Origin of the sequence: Brevundimonas sp. NPDC092305, from assembly GCF_044755415.1 — a bacterium.
Lineage (GTDB): Bacteria > Pseudomonadota > Alphaproteobacteria > Caulobacterales > Caulobacteraceae > Brevundimonas.
The window spans coordinates 758032-774749 of sequence record NZ_JBIVQY010000002.1 but is presented as its reverse complement, the minus strand read 5'-3'; the positions used below and the strand labels follow the sequence as shown (position 1 = coordinate 774749).

Annotated in this window: 19 protein-coding genes; 8 read left to right on the top strand and 11 right to left on the bottom strand. The window is 68.5% G+C overall.

The features are described 5' to 3' along the window. Positions 1–195 precede the first annotated feature (195 nt). From hisS to ACIQC9_RS14380, 5 genes are all read right to left on the bottom strand, one after another. Positions 196–1689, bottom strand: coding sequence for a histidine--tRNA ligase (hisS, locus tag ACIQC9_RS14400; RefSeq protein WP_400617218.1), 1494 nt, complete (start codon positions 1687–1689; stop codon positions 196–198). A 38-nt stretch (positions 1690–1727) separates the two neighbouring features. Next, complete coding sequence (locus ACIQC9_RS14395; protein WP_400617216.1) at positions 1728–2975, bottom strand: DUF418 domain-containing protein; 1248 nt, start codon at positions 2973–2975, stop codon at positions 1728–1730. 62 nt (positions 2976–3037) lie between these two features. Further along, positions 3038–3607 carry a phthalate transporter gene (locus ACIQC9_RS14390; RefSeq protein WP_400617213.1) on the bottom strand — a complete coding sequence of 190 codons (570 nt, stop codon included), beginning with the start codon at positions 3605–3607 and terminating at the stop codon, positions 3038–3040. Beyond that, a complete protein-coding gene (locus ACIQC9_RS14385) occupies positions 3604–4482 on the bottom strand; it encodes a 3-hydroxybutyryl-CoA dehydrogenase (protein WP_400617210.1) in 879 nt (292 codons plus the stop codon). Before ACIQC9_RS14385 ends, ACIQC9_RS14390 begins: the two co-directional genes overlap by 4 nt. 112 nt (positions 4483–4594) lie before the next feature. Further along, complete coding sequence (locus tag ACIQC9_RS14380; protein WP_400617207.1) at positions 4595–4915, bottom strand: YggT family protein; 321 nt, start codon at positions 4913–4915, stop codon at positions 4595–4597. A 273-nt stretch (positions 4916–5188) separates the two neighbouring features. Between ACIQC9_RS14380 and ACIQC9_RS14375 the strand changes: the two genes are divergently transcribed. Together ACIQC9_RS14375 and ACIQC9_RS14370 are read left to right on the top strand one after the other, a co-directional pair. Beyond that, positions 5189–6187, top strand: a complete 999-nt coding sequence (locus tag ACIQC9_RS14375; RefSeq protein ID WP_400617205.1) for a D-cysteine desulfhydrase — start codon at positions 5189–5191, stop codon at positions 6185–6187. Then, positions 6184–6846 carry an aspartate/glutamate racemase family protein gene (locus tag ACIQC9_RS14370; protein ID WP_400617202.1) on the top strand — a complete coding sequence of 221 codons (663 nt, stop codon included), beginning with the start codon at positions 6184–6186 and terminating at the stop codon, positions 6844–6846. The genes ACIQC9_RS14375 and ACIQC9_RS14370 overlap by 4 nt, the downstream gene beginning before the upstream one ends. On the opposite strand, the gene ACIQC9_RS14365 is transcribed toward ACIQC9_RS14370, so the two are convergent. Continuing rightward, positions 6847–7023 carry a hypothetical protein gene (locus ACIQC9_RS14365; protein WP_400617199.1) on the bottom strand — a complete coding sequence of 59 codons (177 nt, stop codon included), beginning with the start codon at positions 7021–7023 and terminating at the stop codon, positions 6847–6849. 121 nt (positions 7024–7144) lie between these two features. Here ACIQC9_RS14365 and ACIQC9_RS14360 point away from each other — a divergent pair, with 121 nt between their 5' ends. The 4 genes from ACIQC9_RS14360 to ACIQC9_RS14345 are packed head-to-tail and all read left to right on the top strand — an operon-like array spanning position 7145 to position 10058. Beyond that, complete coding sequence (locus ACIQC9_RS14360; protein ID WP_400617196.1) at positions 7145–7714, top strand: DUF4142 domain-containing protein; 570 nt, start codon at positions 7145–7147, stop codon at positions 7712–7714. A gap of 22 nt (positions 7715–7736) precedes the next feature. Next, complete coding sequence (locus ACIQC9_RS14355) at positions 7737–8249, top strand: CinA family protein (RefSeq protein WP_400617193.1); 513 nt, start codon at positions 7737–7739, stop codon at positions 8247–8249. A gap of 43 nt (positions 8250–8292) precedes the next feature. After that, the gene (locus tag ACIQC9_RS14350; protein WP_400617190.1) at positions 8293–9222 is read left to right on the top strand and encodes a nucleoside hydrolase; all 930 of its coding nucleotides are present in this window, start codon (positions 8293–8295) and stop codon (positions 9220–9222) included. Further along, positions 9219–10058: a ribokinase gene (locus ACIQC9_RS14345; RefSeq protein WP_400617187.1), complete on the top strand. Its 840-nt coding sequence runs from the start codon at positions 9219–9221 to the stop codon at positions 10056–10058. The genes ACIQC9_RS14350 and ACIQC9_RS14345 overlap by 4 nt, the downstream gene beginning before the upstream one ends. On the opposite strand, the gene ACIQC9_RS14340 is transcribed toward ACIQC9_RS14345, so the two are convergent. From ACIQC9_RS14340 to ACIQC9_RS14330, 3 genes are all read right to left on the bottom strand, one after another. After that, positions 10055–10738: a Crp/Fnr family transcriptional regulator gene (locus ACIQC9_RS14340; RefSeq protein WP_400617184.1), complete on the bottom strand. Its 684-nt coding sequence runs from the start codon at positions 10736–10738 to the stop codon at positions 10055–10057. The two genes, ACIQC9_RS14345 and ACIQC9_RS14340, sit on opposite strands and share 4 nt — an antisense overlap. Positions 10739–10783: 45 nt before the next feature. Next, the gene (locus tag ACIQC9_RS14335; protein WP_400617181.1) at positions 10784–11488 is read right to left on the bottom strand and encodes a Crp/Fnr family transcriptional regulator; all 705 of its coding nucleotides are present in this window, start codon (positions 11486–11488) and stop codon (positions 10784–10786) included. A 77-nt stretch (positions 11489–11565) separates the two neighbouring features. Next, entirely contained in the window at positions 11566–11796 is a 231-nt protein-coding gene (locus ACIQC9_RS14330; RefSeq protein WP_400617178.1) for a hypothetical protein, read from the bottom strand. A 123-nt stretch (positions 11797–11919) separates the two neighbouring features. Between ACIQC9_RS14330 and ACIQC9_RS14325 the strand changes: the two genes are divergently transcribed. Continuing rightward, positions 11920–14748, top strand: a complete 2829-nt coding sequence (locus tag ACIQC9_RS14325) for a M16 family metallopeptidase (protein WP_400617176.1) — start codon at positions 11920–11922, stop codon at positions 14746–14748. Here the strand turns inward: ACIQC9_RS14325 and ACIQC9_RS14320 are convergent, their stop codons facing one another. Beyond that, on the bottom strand, positions 14749–15423 hold the full coding sequence (locus ACIQC9_RS14320) for a bifunctional 4-hydroxy-2-oxoglutarate aldolase/2-dehydro-3-deoxy-phosphogluconate aldolase (protein ID WP_400617173.1): 675 nt from the start codon (positions 15421–15423) through the stop codon (positions 14749–14751). 132 nt (positions 15424–15555) lie between these two features. Further along, complete coding sequence (locus ACIQC9_RS14315; RefSeq protein ID WP_400617171.1) at positions 15556–16386, bottom strand: alpha/beta hydrolase; 831 nt, start codon at positions 16384–16386, stop codon at positions 15556–15558. A gap of 47 nt (positions 16387–16433) precedes the next feature. Here ACIQC9_RS14315 and ACIQC9_RS14310 point away from each other — a divergent pair, with 47 nt between their 5' ends. Beyond that, the gene (locus ACIQC9_RS14310) at positions 16434–16691 is read left to right on the top strand and encodes an Lrp/AsnC ligand binding domain-containing protein (RefSeq protein WP_400617168.1); all 258 of its coding nucleotides are present in this window, start codon (positions 16434–16436) and stop codon (positions 16689–16691) included. Positions 16692–16718 lie beyond the last annotated feature (27 nt).

Below are 16718 nucleotides of genomic sequence, written 5' to 3'. Positions count from 1 at the left end.
GCCGCGGGGGATACGTCGCGGCGGGCTTTCTTTCGCTCTCTACGGAGCGGACGTTTCCTCCCCGAAACGCCTCCGGGAGACGGCTGCGTCTGAACGCCGCGCCTCTCGAGTGACGACAGATTGACGACAGTCCGCCCCCAAAGTCAATGACAGCGGGATTGAAACGGCTGTTTTTGCTAGGTTATCGCCGGTAACTCACGCAACCGTGTGCGCGGCTCCGACGATGCCGCGAACCGTTCTCACCAGCTCGTCGCGAGCGACCAGAAGCTGCCCGGGCCGCTCGGCTTTCCACGCCTCGTTGTCGGTTACGCCGGCCGCCAGCGCGCGGCCCGCATCCAGATCCTTGATCGTCACCTGCCCGGCCGCGATCTCGTCGCCGCCGAGGATGACCGCGGCCGGGGCGCCGCGGCGATCCGCATACTTCATCTGGGCCTTCATGCCCGCCCGGCCGAGGTAGAGCTCGGCCGCGATCCCCGCCGCGCGCAACTCGGACACCGCATCCAGATAGACCTGCATATCTGCGTCAGAGAAGACGATCACCACCACCGGTCCACGCGCCGCGTCCTCACCGCCTCGCCCGGCCGCGCGCAGGGCCGACGCCAGCCGCGATACGCCGAACGAGAAGCCTGTCGCCGGCAGTCTTTCTCCGGTGAATCGCGCCACCAGGTCGTCGTAGCGACCACCGCCGCCGATCGAGCCGAACCGCACCGCGCGGCCCTTGTCGTCGGTCGTCTCCAGCAGCAACTCCGCCTCGAAGACCGCGCCGGTGTAGTATTCCAGCCCCCGCACGATGGTCGGGTCGAACTTCACCGCCGAACTGCCGACCTTCATCGCGGTCAACGCGCGGTCGATGGCCGCCAGCTCCTCCAGCGCCGCCTCGCCCGTCGCCCCCAGCCCGCCGGCGCGTGCCACCCGCTCCAGCGTCTCCGCGCGCGACAGGGCGCCATCGCCGGCAGAGGCCAGGAACGCCTCGATCGTCGCCGCCACGCCCAGCGGCACATTGGCGCCCTTGGTGTAGTCGCCGGACTCATCCAGCCGCCCTTCACCCAAGAGGGCCGACACGCCTTCCCAGCCCAGTCGATCGAACTTGTCGATGGCGCGCAGGGCGGTCAGCTTCTGGATCGGGTCTGTAACCCCGCCGGCCTCGAACAGGCCGTCGAACAGCTTGCGGTTGGAAACACGGATCACCGCCTGATCGCTGGACAGCCCCGCCGCCTGCAGGCCCTCGCAGGCCATGGCGATGATCTCGGCGTCCGCCTCCGGCCGGTCCGAACCGACAGTGTCGGCGTCGCACTGCACGAACTCGCGGAAACGCCCGGGGCCCGGCTTCTCGTTCCGCCACACCGGCCCGAAGGCGTAGCGGCGGAAGGGCTTGGGCAGGGTCTCCCACGACTGCGCCGCGAACCGCGCCAAGGGCGCGGTCAGGTCGTAGCGCAGCGCCATCCACTGCTCGTCGTCGTCCTGAAGCGCGAACACGCCCTCGTTCGGCCGGTCGGCGTCCGGCAGGAATTTGCCTAGCGCGTCGGCGTATTCGAACGCGCCGGTCTCCAGCGGTTCGAACCCCCAGCGCTCGTAGACTTCGGACACCCGCTGGACCAGCCGCCGCTCGGCGACCAGATCGCGGCCGCGCCGGTCGGCGAACCCTCTGGGATTGCGGGCTTCGGGGCGAGGAGGGGCGGCGTCAGTCATGGCGCGCGATTAAGCCATCGCCCGCCGCCCGGCAACGGTCAGCCGGCCGGCCTCGTCAACGGCACGCGCCGTCCGTAGGTCAGGCAGCGCCACAGCCACTCCAGCGGCCCCATCTGGAACCGCGACAGCCACAGCGGCGACCAGATCAGCTGCAGCACCCAGATCGCGCCGATCACGATCCACAGCCGCCCCGGCCCCCAGGCGGGATCGCCCAGCCAGTGCGGCCCCCAAGGCATGTAGAACAGCGTCGCCATGATGAGGGTCTGGGTCAGATAGTTGGTGAAGGCCATCCGCCCCACCGGCGCCAGCCGCGCCGTCAGGGCCCGCAGCCCGAACTTTGTCATCAGGATCAGCAAGCTGACGTAGCCCAGGGTGATCAATGGCGCGAAGCTGCCGAAAGCGTCCGCCACACCGTGTGTGGGATCCGGCGCCCCGCGCGGCGCAGACAGCATCAGCCAGTCGTACCAGGCGAAGCCGACCAGATCGGCGACACCGATCAGGCCCACGACCGCATAGATCCACGTCGCTGACCGCCCGGTCAGAAAGCCCGCCTTGAACAGGCCCAGCCCCAGCATCATCAGCCCGCCGGTGATCGGGATCAGCATGACGCTCATGGTCTGCAGCATCAGCGCGGCCTTTAGGTTCTCGATCAGACCCGCCGGCCAGCCCGACCGGTAGGCGTCGATCACGGCCTGAAGCTGTTCCGGGGTCGCGGCGAAAGGATTGCCCTGACCCTGCCCGCCTCCGCTGAGGCCGCCCGCCAACAGCGACATTCCGAGCGACAGGATGGCGAAGACGCCGTTCACGGCCATGCCGGTCCAGATCAGCTTTTTCGCCGACCACGACCGCACCATCATCACCAGCAGGCCGGTGTAGGCGTAGTGCAGCAGGATATCGCCGTACCAGAAGACGAAGCCGTGGATCAGACCGAACAGGCCCAGCCACATGAGCCGCCGCGTCAGCAACGGCCCCCGCGTCTCGTCATACCGCTCGCCGCCGATCAGAAAGATCGACACGCCGAACAGCATGGAGAACAGCGAGCGGAACTTGTCCTGGAAGAAGGCGTCGGTCGCCCAGTGGCCGAGAATGTTGGCTTGGTCGTGCGGGAAGGGCGCGATGTGCATGCCGCCCATCACAAGCGTCGCCGGCCAGGCGAAGGCCATGGCGTTGACCGCGAGGATGCCGAGGATGGCCCAGCCGCGAAGCATGTCGAGCGTGAAGATGCGGTCCTTCGGCGCGACCGGTCCGATCGCGGCGTCACCGCCCTGAATGGCGTCTGTTGTCATCGGCGGCCCCTCGTCAAAGACAAGCGAGCTTTACATCATTTCCGCACAGGGGAAACCGCAAATCAGCGTTGGGCGTCGCGCGCCATCACGCCCATGCGGTCGCGCACTTCCGGCTGGGGCTGGAAGGCGATGAAGGCGGCGCAAAGACCGGCCCACAGCGCATAGGACACGCCCACCAGCACCGCGACCGGCAACAGGCCGACGCCGAAGATCAGCAGGGTGCTCGCCGTCGATCCGAGAGCCTGTCCCACGCTTTGCGAGCTGATCCATTGGGCCAGCAGATTGCCGACGGCGACCGATGCGGCGATGCCCGCCGCCAGCAGCCCGCCATAGAACATGAAGCGCCAGACCACGCCCAACCGCGTCGCGGGGCGGCTGTTGCGGTTGCGCTCGCGATTGATCATCCAGAACCCGGCCGGGACGGCGGCGAAGCCGATCACCAGCACGGCCAGACGCCAGTCCATTTCCAGACCGGGGATCCAGTTGTGCGGCGGCCAGACCGGCAGGGTCAGCACCAGCGGCGGCCACAGGGCCCCGGCGACGGCGGCGACGGCGACCCGCCACGGCTCGCGCCGCCACGACACCCGCGTCTGGCCGGGGAATCGCTCGGGGCGCTCGAGCTGGGGGATCATCGCGTCGGGACCGGCGTCTCGCCGGAATAGTCATAGAAGCCGCGGCCGGACTTGCGCCCCAGCCAGCCCGCCTCGACGTATTTCACCAGCAACGGACAGGGCCGGTATTTCGAATCCGCCAGCCCCTCGTACAGCACGTTCATGATGGCCAGCACGACGTCCAGTCCCATGAAGTCCCCCAGCTCCAGCGGACCCATCGGATGGTTGGCGCCCAGCTTCAGCGCCTTGTCGATCGACTCCACGTTCCCGACGCCCTCGTACAGGGTGTAGATCGCCTCGTTGATCATCGGCACCAGAATGCGGTTGACGATGAAGGCGGGGAAATCCTCGGCGTTGGTCGTGGTCTTGCCCAGGCTCTCGGCGAAGGCGACGGCGGCGTCATAGGTCTCGGCCGAGGTGGCGATGCCGCGGATGATCTCGACCAGCTTCATCACCGGCGCCGGCTTCATGAAGTGCAGGCCGATGAACCGCTCGGGCCGGTCGGTCGACGAGGCCAGCCGCGTGATCGAGATCGAGGACGTGTTGGTGGCCAGCAGGGTGTCCGGTCCCAGGTGCGGAACGAGTTCGGCAAGGATCGCCTTTTTGACGGCCTCGTCCTCGACCGCCGCCTCGATGACCAGATCGGCCTTTGCAGCCTCGGCGATGGAGCCGGCCGCGCCGATGCGCCGCAGGGTGGCGTCGGCGTCCGCCTGCGCAACGCCGCCCTTGGCCGCCTGACGCGCCAGTGACGCCGCGATCGAGGCCACGGCCACAGGCACGCGGTCGCCGGCGGCGTCGTACAGCTTCACCTCATAGCCGCCCGCCGCAATCGCCTGGGCGATGCCTGCGCCCATCTGGCCTGCGCCGATGATGGCGACGGTTCGGATCGTACTCATGAAGTCCGGTCGGTTTGCGGGCCCCGGGCCCGAAGGGACCGGCACCTTAGGACGGTACGCCCGTCACGCAAGCCGTCCCGTTCGCAATCGCACACAGCGTGGCCCTCCGGCCTCAATACCCGCCGATCAGGTTCAGCATCGCCGCGTGCGAGGCCGGCAGCAGGATCGTCTGGATGCCGCGGATGACGATGATGATGATGATCGGCGTGATGTCGATCCCGCCCAGCGACGGAATGATCCGGCGCAACGGAGCCAGCACGGGCCCGGTGATGCGATCCAGCGCGTTGGCCAGTCCCGCGACGAAGCGGTTGCGATAGTTGACCACATCGAACGCCAGCAGCCAGCTCAGAACCGCGCTGACGATCAGGGCGATCACGAACAGGTTCAGCAGCGCGTTTATGAGGAAGAAGATGAAGTCGATGATGGCGGCCATGCCGAAGGCGCTCCTGAATGACGAGGTTCGCTTCTAGCCGCTCGCGCGGTCGCCCGCCAAGCTGCGTTATCTGCGGCGGATAGAGTTGCGGCCCGGTCTGCGTCGGGGGGCGTGGCAGAGACCGGGCCGCTGATGGATCCTGTCGAGCGCGCATCGCCGCAAGTTCCGAATGGGAGAATGGCGAACGGCGCGTTCGGTTCCGGAGGTTTCCCAAAGAATCGTCGTCGTCACGCGGCGGTGCTATCGCAGGCCCGAACCGGAGCTCCGAACCCCATGCATCTCGCCCGCTTTCCCCGCGTCCGCCTCGCCCATCTGCCGACGCCGCTCGAGCCCCTGCCCCGACTATCCGAGGAACTGGGCGTCGAAATCTGGATCAAGCGGGACGACTGCACGGGTCTTGCGGGCGGCGGCAACAAGACCCGCAAGCTGGAGTTTCTGCTGGGCGAGGCGTTCGAACAGGGCGCAGACACTCTGGTCACCCAGGGCGCGGTCCAGTCCAACCATGTACGCCAGACCGCGGCCGCCGCGGCGAGCCACGGCCTGAAGTGCGAGATCATTCTGGAGGAGCGGACGGGATCGACCGCAGCCGATTACGTCGGCAACGGCAACGTCCTGCTGGACCGGCTGTTCGGCGCGGGTCTGCGGAGCGTGCCGGGCGGAACCGACATGGCGGCCGAACTGGAGATTACTGCGGAGCAGGTACGGGCGCGCGGCGGCCGGCCCTACATCATCCCCGGCGGCGGCTCGAATGCGGTCGGAGCGCTGGGCTATGCCGATTGCGCGCGCGAGATCGTGGTCGGAGCCGACGATCTGGACCTGAAAGTCGACCGCATCGTCACCGCGACCGGCAGCGCCGGCACCCACGCCGGACTGGTGGCCGGGCTGGCGGTGATGGGCGCCGACATCCCGGTGCTGGGCATCGGAGTGCGGGCGCCGAAGCCGAAGCAGGAAGAGAACGTCCTCAAGCTGGCCCGCGAGACGGCCGCGCTGCTGGGCCGCCCCGACGCCGTGACGGCGGATATGGTCGTGGCGGACTGCGACTATGTCGGCGAAGGCTACGGTCTGGTCGACGACGCGGTGGTCGAGGCGCTCAAACTGGCGGCGCGGACGGACGCGATCGTTCTGGACCCCGTCTATACGGGCAAGGCGATGAAGGGCCTGATCGCCCTCGCCCGGGCCGGGTGGTTCGCAGGCGAAACCGTCGTCTTCCTGCACACCGGAGGGGCGCAAGGCCTGTTCGGCTATGAAAGCGAGATCGGGGGAAAGCTGTGAAGACGCTTGGCGTAATCGGCGGCATGGGCCCCGCCGCGACGACGGCCTTCATCGGCCGGCTTCAGGCGCTGACCCCCGCCGCCGGCGACGCCGATCACATCCGCATCATGGCCGACATCAATCCGCAGGTTCCCGACCGGAACAGCCAGCCCGGCGAGGCCGAGGCGGAACTGGGCCGCATGGCCGCGCGTCTGCGCGACATGGGCGCCGAGGTGCTGGCCATGCCCTGCAACACCGCCCATGCGCAGGCGGCGGGCATCCGCGAGGCAGGTATCCCCTTCATCGACATGATCGCTGCGACCGTCGCTACGGCGAAGGCCTCGGGCGCGACGCGTATCGGCGTGCTCGCCACGCCGGGCGGCGAAGCCCTCTATCTTCAGGCCCTGCGCGCCTCCGAACTCGAGGCCGTTTTAATGGAGCCTCAGGAGCGCGAAGCCTTCATGGCGAGGATTTACGGCGTGAAGGCCGGAGACGTGAGCGACGCAGCGCGCAAGCGGATGAAGGAGTTGGCCGCGGCGCTGGTCTCCCGCGGAGCCCGCGCCCTGATCGCCGGATGCACCGAGGTCCCGCTGTTGCTCGGTCAGGGCGACGTGTCCGTCCCGCTGATCGATTCAACGGACGTGCTGGCCGCGGCCTGCGTCAGGGCCTGCACCGGATAGTCAGGCGGGCTTGCGCTTGAAGGTGTCGCCGATCTCCGTGGCGTCGGGGCCGTCAGGCCCGGCCGAGCGGGTTTCGGCCTTGCCGACACGACGGACATCCTCTTTGGACTGCGCCGCTTCCGGCTTGCCGCCGGGCGTGGCGCCGTTCTGTTCTCGCCCCTTGGTCTGATCGCTCATGACAGTCTCCTTCGGCCTGTGGACCGAACGGCGCCGGGCGGCGAGGGTTGCTGTGTCGCCCGCATGACACAGGAACTCCCGCGCGGACTGAGGGTTCGGCTCCCACCCAGGGAGAATACACATGATCAAACAACTGATGCTCGGCGTCGCCGCCGCAGCCGTTCTGGCCGCCTGTAGCCAGGAACGTTCGCCGGAACCCGTCGACAAGGCCCAGGACATGGCCGCCGCGCCGGTCGGACAGGCCTCCGCCGCCACCATGGGCGCCAATATGCAGTCCGCTTACATCCCGAGCGCGGCGATGGGCGACATGTATGAAATCCAGGCCGCCGACATCGCGATCGACAAATCGCAGAACGCCGACGTCAAGGCGCTGGCCGAGATGATCAAGGCCGACCACACCGCCGCCAGCGCGGCGATGAAGGCCATGCTGCCGCAGGCCGCGCCGGGAACGGTCCTGCCGACCGAACTGGACCAGCGCCGCAAGGGGCTGATCGACAACCTGACCTCTGCGTCCGCCGCCAACTTCGACATGGCGTGGATCGACCAGCAGATCGCCGCGCACAACGAGGCCCTGACCTTGCATCGCGGCTTCTCCGATCAGGACTCGCCGCTGGCCGCTCACGCTCGCAGCGTGGTGCCGAAGATCGAGATGCACCTGCGTGAAGCAGAGCGCATCAAGGCGGCGATGTGATCCCGTTCGGCCGGCCGGTTCGATGGACGCCGGTCTGAAGCTGGCTTTGCCCGAGGCCACGCGTGAGAGGCTGGAGCGCTCGCTCCGGCCTCTCGACGCGCGAGGTTGCAAGGTCGCCTTCGCTGAAAGCTGCACCGCCGGTCTCGCCGCCTCGGCGGTGTCGGGCATTGAGGGTCTGGGGCATGTGCTGGACTGCGCCTTCGTCACTTATTCCAACGGAGCCAAGACTCGCCTGCTGGGTGTCGACCCCGACCTCATCTGTTCACAGGGTGCGGTCTCGGAACCCGTCGCCCGGGCGATGGCGGACGGCGCACTGGAGCGATCAGCAGCCGACGTTGCGATCTCGATCACCGGCTTCGCTGGTCCTGCGGGACCTGACGATGAAGAGGGTCTCGTCCACTTCGCCATGGCCCGGACCGGTCGTCCCACCCTGCATCGTCTTGAGCGGTTCGGCCCCCGAGGCGCGGATGCGGTGAAGCTGGCCGCGCTGGGGGTCATCATCGACCTGCTGGCTGTCGCCGCTATCACAGACTGAGCGAGACTTGCCCCGGCCCCCGACTGCCGCCAAAGCTTGGGCGATGACTCGCCAATCCCTGATCATTGACTGCGACCCCGGCGTGGACGACGCCGTCGCCCTGATGCTGGCCTTTGGATCGGACAGGCTGGAAACGTTGGCCATCTCTACGGTGGCCGGCAACGCCCCGCTCGACAAGACGACCCGCAACGCCCGGATGCTGCGCCAGATCGCGGGCCGCGACGACGTGCCGATCCATGCCGGGGCGGACCGGCCCCTGCGGCGCAAGCGGGCCGGCGCAGGCGAGTTCCACGGCGAGGAGGGGCTGGGCTTCCTGACCCCTTTTCCACCCTCGAAACCGATCGCCGACGGCCACGGCGTCGACGCCCTGATCCGCCACGTTCTGGAGCGGCCGGAGAAGACGGTCGCCCTGGCCGTGCTGGGCCCGATGACCAATCTGGCGCTGGCCCTGCGCAAGGAGTCGTCGCTTGCGGCGCGGCTGGGCCCCGTCGCCGTCATGGGCGGTGCGCGCAGCGAGGGCGGCAACATCACGCCGTCGGCCGAGTTCAACGTCTGGGCCGATCCGGAAGCCGCCGACGAGGTGCTGCGCTCGGGCTGCGACATCGTGATGTTCGGGCTCGATGTAACCCATCAGGTCCGGGCCGACGACGCCCGCATCGCCCTGATCGCCGGCAAGCATACCCCGGCGGGCGACACCGCTGCGGCCATGATGCGCTTTTCGCAGAAGGTCGAGCGCGAGATCGTCGGCTGGGACTCGCCGCCTGTGCATGACCTCTGCCCTGTTGCATGGCTGGCCAGGCCGGAGCTGTTCGAGCTGAAGCCCTGCCGCATCCAGATCGAAATCCAGAGCGAGCTCACCCGAGGCCACACGGCGGTGGAGTTCCGCGTCGAGGCCTCGACCGCGCCGCATCGCTGGGCGACCAAAGCCGACGCCGACGGCGTCTTCGCCCTGCTGGCCGAGGCCGTCTCGTGAGGATCACCGTCGTCGGGTCGATCAACCTCGACTTCGTCGCCACCGCCCCGCACCTGCCCCGCGCGGGCGAGACCGTGACCGGCGCGACGCTGGCGCGTCATCCCGGCGGCAAGGGCGCCAATCAGGCGCTGGCGGCGCAACGACTTGGGGCCGACGTCTGCATGATCGGCCGCGTCGGCCGCGACGCCATGGCCGAAGAGGCGATGACCCTGCTTCTGGCCGACGACGTGGATGTCGGCGGGGTGCTGGCCGACACCGAGGCCGCGACCGGCGTCGCCCTGATCGCGGTCGATCCCAAGGGCGAAAACCAGATCGTGGTCGCCGCCGGCGCCAACCACCGCGCCTTTCCCGAACAACTGCCCCAGCGGATCGAATGCCCGCTGATCCTGCAGCTCGAACTGCCGATCGAGACGGTCGAGGCCGCCGTGGGCCGCGCCACGGATTTCGTCTGCGTGAACCTGGCCCCGGCCCAGCCGGTGTCAGACCAGTTGCTGCGCCGCGCCGATCTGCTCATCGTCAACGAGACCGAGGCCGCCTTCTACGGCGACCTGCTGCATCATGGCGGCGGTCGCGTGGTGGTGACCAAGGGCGCGAGGGGCGCGGCCATGTACCAGCGCGGGGTCGAGATGGCGTGGGCGACGCCGCCGAAGGTCACGGCGGTTGACGCCACCGGCGCCGGCGACTGTTTCGTCGCCGCGATCTGTGTCGCCTTACTGGAAGGCAAGGACCCCGCAGAGGCGCTGAGGTTCGCCTGCGCCGCCGGAGCGATCGCCGCCACCCGCCCCGGCGCCCAGCCCTCCATGCCGACGCGGGACGAAGTTGAGGCCCTGCTCTAGGCCGCCAGAGGTTCGACCACCTTCCGATAGCATTCGCAGGCTGCCGCCTCGAGCGCGGGGCGATCGAGAACATGCAGAACGCCGCGCGAATAGCGCACCGCGCCCTGCGCCTGAAGCTGCTGGGCGGCCTCGTTCACCGTAGTCCGCTGCGAGCCGAGCATGGCGGCCATATACTCCTGCGTCAGCTTGATCACTTCGCCCTCGACCCGGTCGTGGACCCGCAGCAGCCATTTCGCCAGACGACGCTCGGCGTGGTGCAGCGCGTGGCAGGCGGCGGTCTGCTCCAGCTCTCGCTGCACGCCCGCATGATAACGGGCCAGCGCCTCGCGCAGCGCCGGGCGCTCTAGGGTCAGCGTGCGCAGGCGAGCCGTCTCAAGCCTCCACGCCTCGCCCTTGACCTGTATCGTCTGGCGCGACGCCGTCTGCATCGGGATGGTCGCGGCCTCAATGCCCGCCATGCCCTCCGGCCCGACCATAAATGCCTCGACCGACCGGCCGTCGCTCAGTTCGTTGACGGTCGAGATGACGCCTTCGGTGACGAAATAGGCCCAGACGATCGGATCGCCCGGCGTCACCAGATCCTCGCCCAGCCTCAACTGTACCCGCGTGGCGTGGCGCAGCACAGCCTCGACATCGGCCTCGGGCAGCTGCGCCAGCAGAAAGTTGGTCGGCCTCGTCATGTGCGTTTCCCGACGCGGAAACGGTCAGGCTTGTCCGACGTTCCCTCAGCTCTCCGAGCCGGGGGCCAGACGGAAGGCGTCGGCGACGCGATAGCATTCGCAGGCCACCCGTTCGACCGCAGCGCGGTCCAGCACAGTCACCCGGCCTCGCGAATAGGCGATTGCGCCGGACTTCTGCAGTCCCTGCGCCGCCTCATTGACCGTCGTGCGCTGCGACCCCAGCAGAGACGCGAGATATTCCTGCGTCAGGTTGAAGGCCGCCCCGTCCAGCCGATCGTGACACCGCAGCAGCCATTTGGCGAAGCGCTGCTCGGCGCGGTGCAGGGCGTTGCAGGCGGCCGACTGCTCCAGCTCCGCCTGAAGCGCGCCGGCGTACGTCGCCAGCAGCGCGCCCAACCCCGGCCGCTCAGCGACCAGCGCACGCAGACGGGCGGCCTCGACACGGCAGGACGCGCCGGCGACCTGGGCGATGCTGCGGCTGAGAGCAGTCTGGGGCACGGTGGCGGCGATGACGCCGGTCACGCCTTCGCATCCGACCATCACCGTCTCGATCGTGCGTCCGTCCTGCAGCACGGCGACGGAGGAAACGATCCCCCGTTCGACGAAATGCACATGCTCAATCGGATCGCCGGGCTCCTGAAAGACATGGCCTTGGGGGAAGTCGAACGGCACGCCATGTTGCTGGAGGGCTTTCCTGTCTCCGTCAGCCATCGCGGCGATGAGTCGGTTTCCCGGCGAAATCTCAGTCATAGCCGGCGCATAAGGTGGTTCCCGCGCGCCGTCTGTCGGGGTGTCGACTTAAAGCGTGGCGGTGTGTGAAACGGCGCTCAACCCGCGCCGTGGATGGCCGAACCGGGACCGGCGACCCGCCCTTCCGGACGCTCGAGCCGCGCCACCAGCCGCTCGCCCTCGTAAACTTCCACACCCAGACAGGAGAGGTGCTGACGCAGGCTGCGGAAGGCCTCGCACGACGCCGCCCCGTCATCATCTCCGTCAAAGAAGTCGAGCGTCGGTCGGCCGCCGTCCGCATCGTAGAAATGAAATTGGTACAGCCCCATTCCTCATTCTTACGCTTGGGGCGAACAACGGTCTGTCGGACTGCCGACGTTCATTACAGGCCTGTAACTAGGTTCAGCGAGCGCCGCTGATAGGGTCGCCGGGACCATACAGGGGATTAAGCCATGACACGCGCCGCTGCTCTCGTCGGAGCCTCGCTCCTTGCCCTTGCGACCCCGGCCTTCGCCCAGACCGCGGCCCTGACGCCGCCGCCGCTCGAGTTCACCCATCGCGAGCTGTCGAACGGCCTCGACGTCTACGCCATGCCGGACCCGACCGCGGGCACGGTGACGGTGCAGGTCTGGTACGATGTCGGCGGCAAGGATGATCCCGAAGGTCGGTCCGGCTTCGCTCACCTGTTCGAACACATCCTCAGCCGCAAGACGGTCAACCTGCCCTATGGCCAGATCTCGACTTTGGTCGAAAACGCGGGCGGCAGCCGTAACGCTTCCACCGGTCAGGATATGACCAACTATTACGAGACGGTGCCGCCCCAGTATCTGGAGACCATGCTCTGGACCCACGCCGAGCGGATGGCGCGTCCCGTGGTCGATCAGGCGGTGTTCGAGGCCGAACGTTCCATCGTGAAGGAAGAGCTGCGCCAGCGGGTCTACGCCCCACCTTACGGCCGGCTCGGCGTCTTCGTCATCGGCGACAACGAGTATGACGAGAGCATCTATCGCCGCAGCGTGATCGGCTCGATCGAACAGCTGGACTCGGCCCAGCTTGAGGACGCGCGGGCTTTCCACGAAGCCTACTACCGCCCCGCGACCGCGACCCTGATCGTATCCGGCAACTTCGATCAGGCCCAGCTGAACCGCTGGGTCGACCAGTATTTCGCCGACATCCCGAACCCCGACCGCCCCGTGCCGGTGCTTGAGCGACCGGCGTCGCCGCCCCGCACCCAACCGCGTCAGGTCACGGCCTATGCGCCCAACGTGCCGCTCCCGGCCGTGGCCGCCATCTTCCCCGGCGTGAAGGCGTCCGACCCGGACACGGCGGCTCTGGACGTGATGCAGGCCATCCTGTCGCGCGGCCAGTCGAGCCGGCTGTATCAGGCGCTGGTCTATCGCACCCAGCTGGCGTCCAGCGCCGGCATCGGCTCGGACGCGATGGAAGAGGCGGGCTCGATCACCGCCCAGGCCATCGTGGCGCAAGGCAAGGCGATCGAGGATGTCGAGGCCGCGCTGAACGCCGAGCTGGCGCGCATGCGCGACGAGCCGGTGACGGCCGCTGAGCTGGCCGAGGCGAAAACCGAGATCCTCGCCAGCGCCCTGCGCAGCCGCGAGACCGCCTCGGGCCGCGCCTTCCTGCTGGGCCAGGCGATCGTCAGTCAGAACGACCCCCGCGCCGCAGACGCTGATCTGGCGGCGGTGCAGGCGGTGACGCCGGCCGACGTCCAGCGCGTGGCGCGCAAATATCTGGACGAGAATGCGCGGGTCTCGATCCGCTATCTCGATGAGAGCCAGCGTCCGGCCGGCGTGGCCGAGGACAGCTGGAAGAACCCGGCCCCGATGCCGACCTTCGTCACCGTGCCGCCGGCCATTCTGCCGGCCAACGAACTGTTGCCCGAGGGCCAGCGCATGGCGCCGCCGGCTCCCGGCGCCGCGCGTGAGGTGCGCACGCCGGCGGTGCAGGAGCGGCGCCTGCCGAACGGCTTGCGGGTCATCGCGGCGAAGTCGACCGACCTGCCGATCTTCAACGCCCAGCTGCTGATCGGCGGCGGGGCGTCGGCCGACCCGGAGGACAAGGCCGGGCTCGCGTCGATGACGGCCAGTCTGGCGACCCAGGGCGCGGGCGGCCGCACCGCGCCGCAGATCGCCGCCGCCATGGAGGCGCTGGGCGCCAATCTGGGCGGCGGGGCCGATGCGGACGGCACGACCCTGTTCCTGTCGGCGCCGGTGGCCTCGGCTGACGCCGCCGGAGCGATCTTCTCCGACGTGGCGCTCAAGCCCGACTTCGCCGCAGAAGAACTGGACCGCAGCCGCACCCGGACCACCAACGCCCTGCGGGTCAACCTGCGTCAGCCGGGACCACTGGCCTCCGCGGTGCTCAACCGCGTCGCCTATGGCGAGGCCGCCTATGGGCGGATGAGTTCCGGCACGCCCGAAACGCTAGCCCGCCTGACTCGCGACGACGTCACGGGCTATCGCGGGACATGGTGGCGGCCCGACAATGCGACCCTGATCGTCACCGGCGGCATGACCCCGGACGAGGCCTTCGCCTTCGCGGAAAAGACCTTCGGCGACTGGAGCCCGCCCGCCGGCGCCCTGCCGGCCCTGCCGAACCGCGCGGGTGAAGCCCGTGGCCCGCGGGTGGTGGTGGTCGACCTTCCGGGCGCCGGTCAGGCCGCGGTCTCGGCCGCCGTTCGCGCGCCCCTGCGGTCCGAGCCCGGCTGGTATCCGATGAGCGTGGTCAGCGCGATCATGGGCGGCGGCCAGAACGGCCACCTGTTCCAGGAAGTCCGCGCCAAGCGCGGCCTCAGCTACGGCGCCTACGCCAACCTCGGCGCCCGCATCGACGGCGGCCTGCTGACCGCCTCGACCCAGACCAAGAACGAGAGCGCCGCCGAGGTCGTCGGTCTGGTGCTGGCCGAGTTCGACCGGCTGCGGACCGAGGCGGTGACGCCGCAGGCCGCGGTCGATCGCGCCACCTTCATCAACGGCGGCTTCTCGCGCTTGATCGAGACAACCGGCGGGCTGGGCGGCGTGCTGGCGGACGCCGTGAACTACGGCCTGCCGCTCAGCGAACTGGGCGACTATGCGGGCAAGGTGTCTGCCGTGACGCCCGAGGTGATCGGCCAGACGGCGCAGACCCTGAACTCCGGCGAGACCTATGTTGTCGTCGTCGGTCAAGCCTCGATGTTCATCGACGCCCTGCGCACGGCGCACCCTGATCTGGTGGTCATCCCGGCGGCCGAACTGGATCTGAACAGCCCGACGCTGGGCCTCTGATCAGCGCGAGGCGCGGAAGGCGGTGATCGCGTCCACCGTCTTCCGCACCTGGGCCTCGATCCCGGCCCAGTCGCCCGACTTCACGGCCGCGTCGGTGATCAGCTTCGAGCCCATGCCCGCCGCCACGATCCCCGCGCCGAACCACTTGGCGATCGAGGCCTCGTCGGGATCGACCCCGCCCGTCGGCATGACCTTGGTCCACGGCATCGGTCCCAGCACGGCCTTCACAAAGTCCGCGCCGCCGACGCTCGAGCCCGGGAACAGCTTGACGATCTCGCAGCCCAGCTCCTGCGCCTTGAGGATTTCCGTCACCGAGCCGCAGCCTGGGAAGTAGGCGGTCATCCGCCGGTTGCAGGTCCGCGCCACCTCTTCCACCAGACCCGGGCTGACGACGAAGCGCGCGCCGCTGTTCAGATAGAGGCTTGCCGTGCCCGCATCGACCACCGAACCGATGCCCAGCACCACGTCCGGATCGGTCTTCTGCAGCTCCCGCGCCAATTCGCCGAACAGGTCGGCCGCGAAATCGCCCCGGTTCGTGAACTCGATCGCCCTCGCCCCGCCCCGCGCGCAGGCGCGGATCACATTCAGGCTGACCTCGGGGTCGGCGTGATAGAAGACGGGACAGACGCCCTGCTGTTCAAGGGCGGTCAGGACGGTCAGACGATCGTGGCGCATGATTTGTCTTTTGGCTCGTCATCCTCGGGCTTGACCCGAGGATCGGATTGAAACGGTGCACGAGTCGGTCAGTACGACCTCAATCTCGGGGCCGTCACCAAACATTTCGTGTCGGATGGTCTGATCCTCGGGTCAAGCCCGAGGATGACGGGGTGAGGCCAACTCCACGATCCGCCTGACCAACGCACTGCCCGGATCGAACAGCGGATCCAGCACCGTGAAATGGTTCAGGCCCGCCAGCGCCTCGTACCGCGTCTCAACGCCGTTGTTGGCCCAGTGATCCGCCATCATCCGCGACTGGCGCAGGAACTCTGGGCTCTCGTCGCCCCCCACAACGCAGTCGAGAACCGTTCCGCCCGGCGTCGATCCGTTGGGGACCGGCCAGAAGATCGGCGACAAGGCGGCCGCTTCGTTGGCATCGAGCTTCAGGGCGTCATTCAGCGAGGTGTGCACCAGCGGGCGTAGATCGAAGACCCCGCTGATCGCCAGGGCCGCCGATGCGCGCGCCTCGCTGAGCATGCAGGCCGACATGTGCCCGCCGGCGGAATGGCCGAACACCACCGGGCGCCTGCCGCTGCGGGCGCGGATCAGGTCCACCGCCGCGCGCACCTGTTTGAGGATGGTCCCGAGCCGAACCGTTGGCGCGAGATCGTACGACGGGACGGCGACGCTGACGCCGTGATGCAGCAGCGCCGGGGCGACCCACGAGAACCAGCTGCGATCCAGCGCCTGCCAATAGCCGCCGTGCAGGAAGACCGCGACCGGCGCATCGGGAACGGGCTCGAAAAGGTCCATGACTTCCCGCTCGCCCGGCCCGTAGGCGATCGGCGTCGGCGGATGGGCGGCGCGGGCGGCCTCCGCGCTCTCGCGCCAGCGGGCCATCGTCGCCGGATGGTCAGGCACCCGGGCGCGGTTGTTGTACTCGGCCTCGAGATCGATCTCGTCGGACGCCTTACCTGTCACGCCGCCATCCGCTAGAGAACCTTCCGACCGCCGGAGAGACCGCCGCCATGATGACCGCCATCTTCGTCTTCATCAAATGCGAGCTGGGCCACGCCAATGACGTGGCCGCAGACATGGTCGACAACGTCGAGCATGTGTCCGAGGTCTATTCCACCTCCGGCCAGTACGACCTGTTGGCCAAGTTCCAGCTGCCGAAGGACATGGACATCGGGACCTTCGTGACGAAGTCGGTTCAGACCCGGCCGCATATCCGCGACACCTTCACCGTCATCACCTTCTCGCCCTTCCTGCCTACCAGGGGCTGACGCAGCGTCATCCTCGAAAGCTTGCTA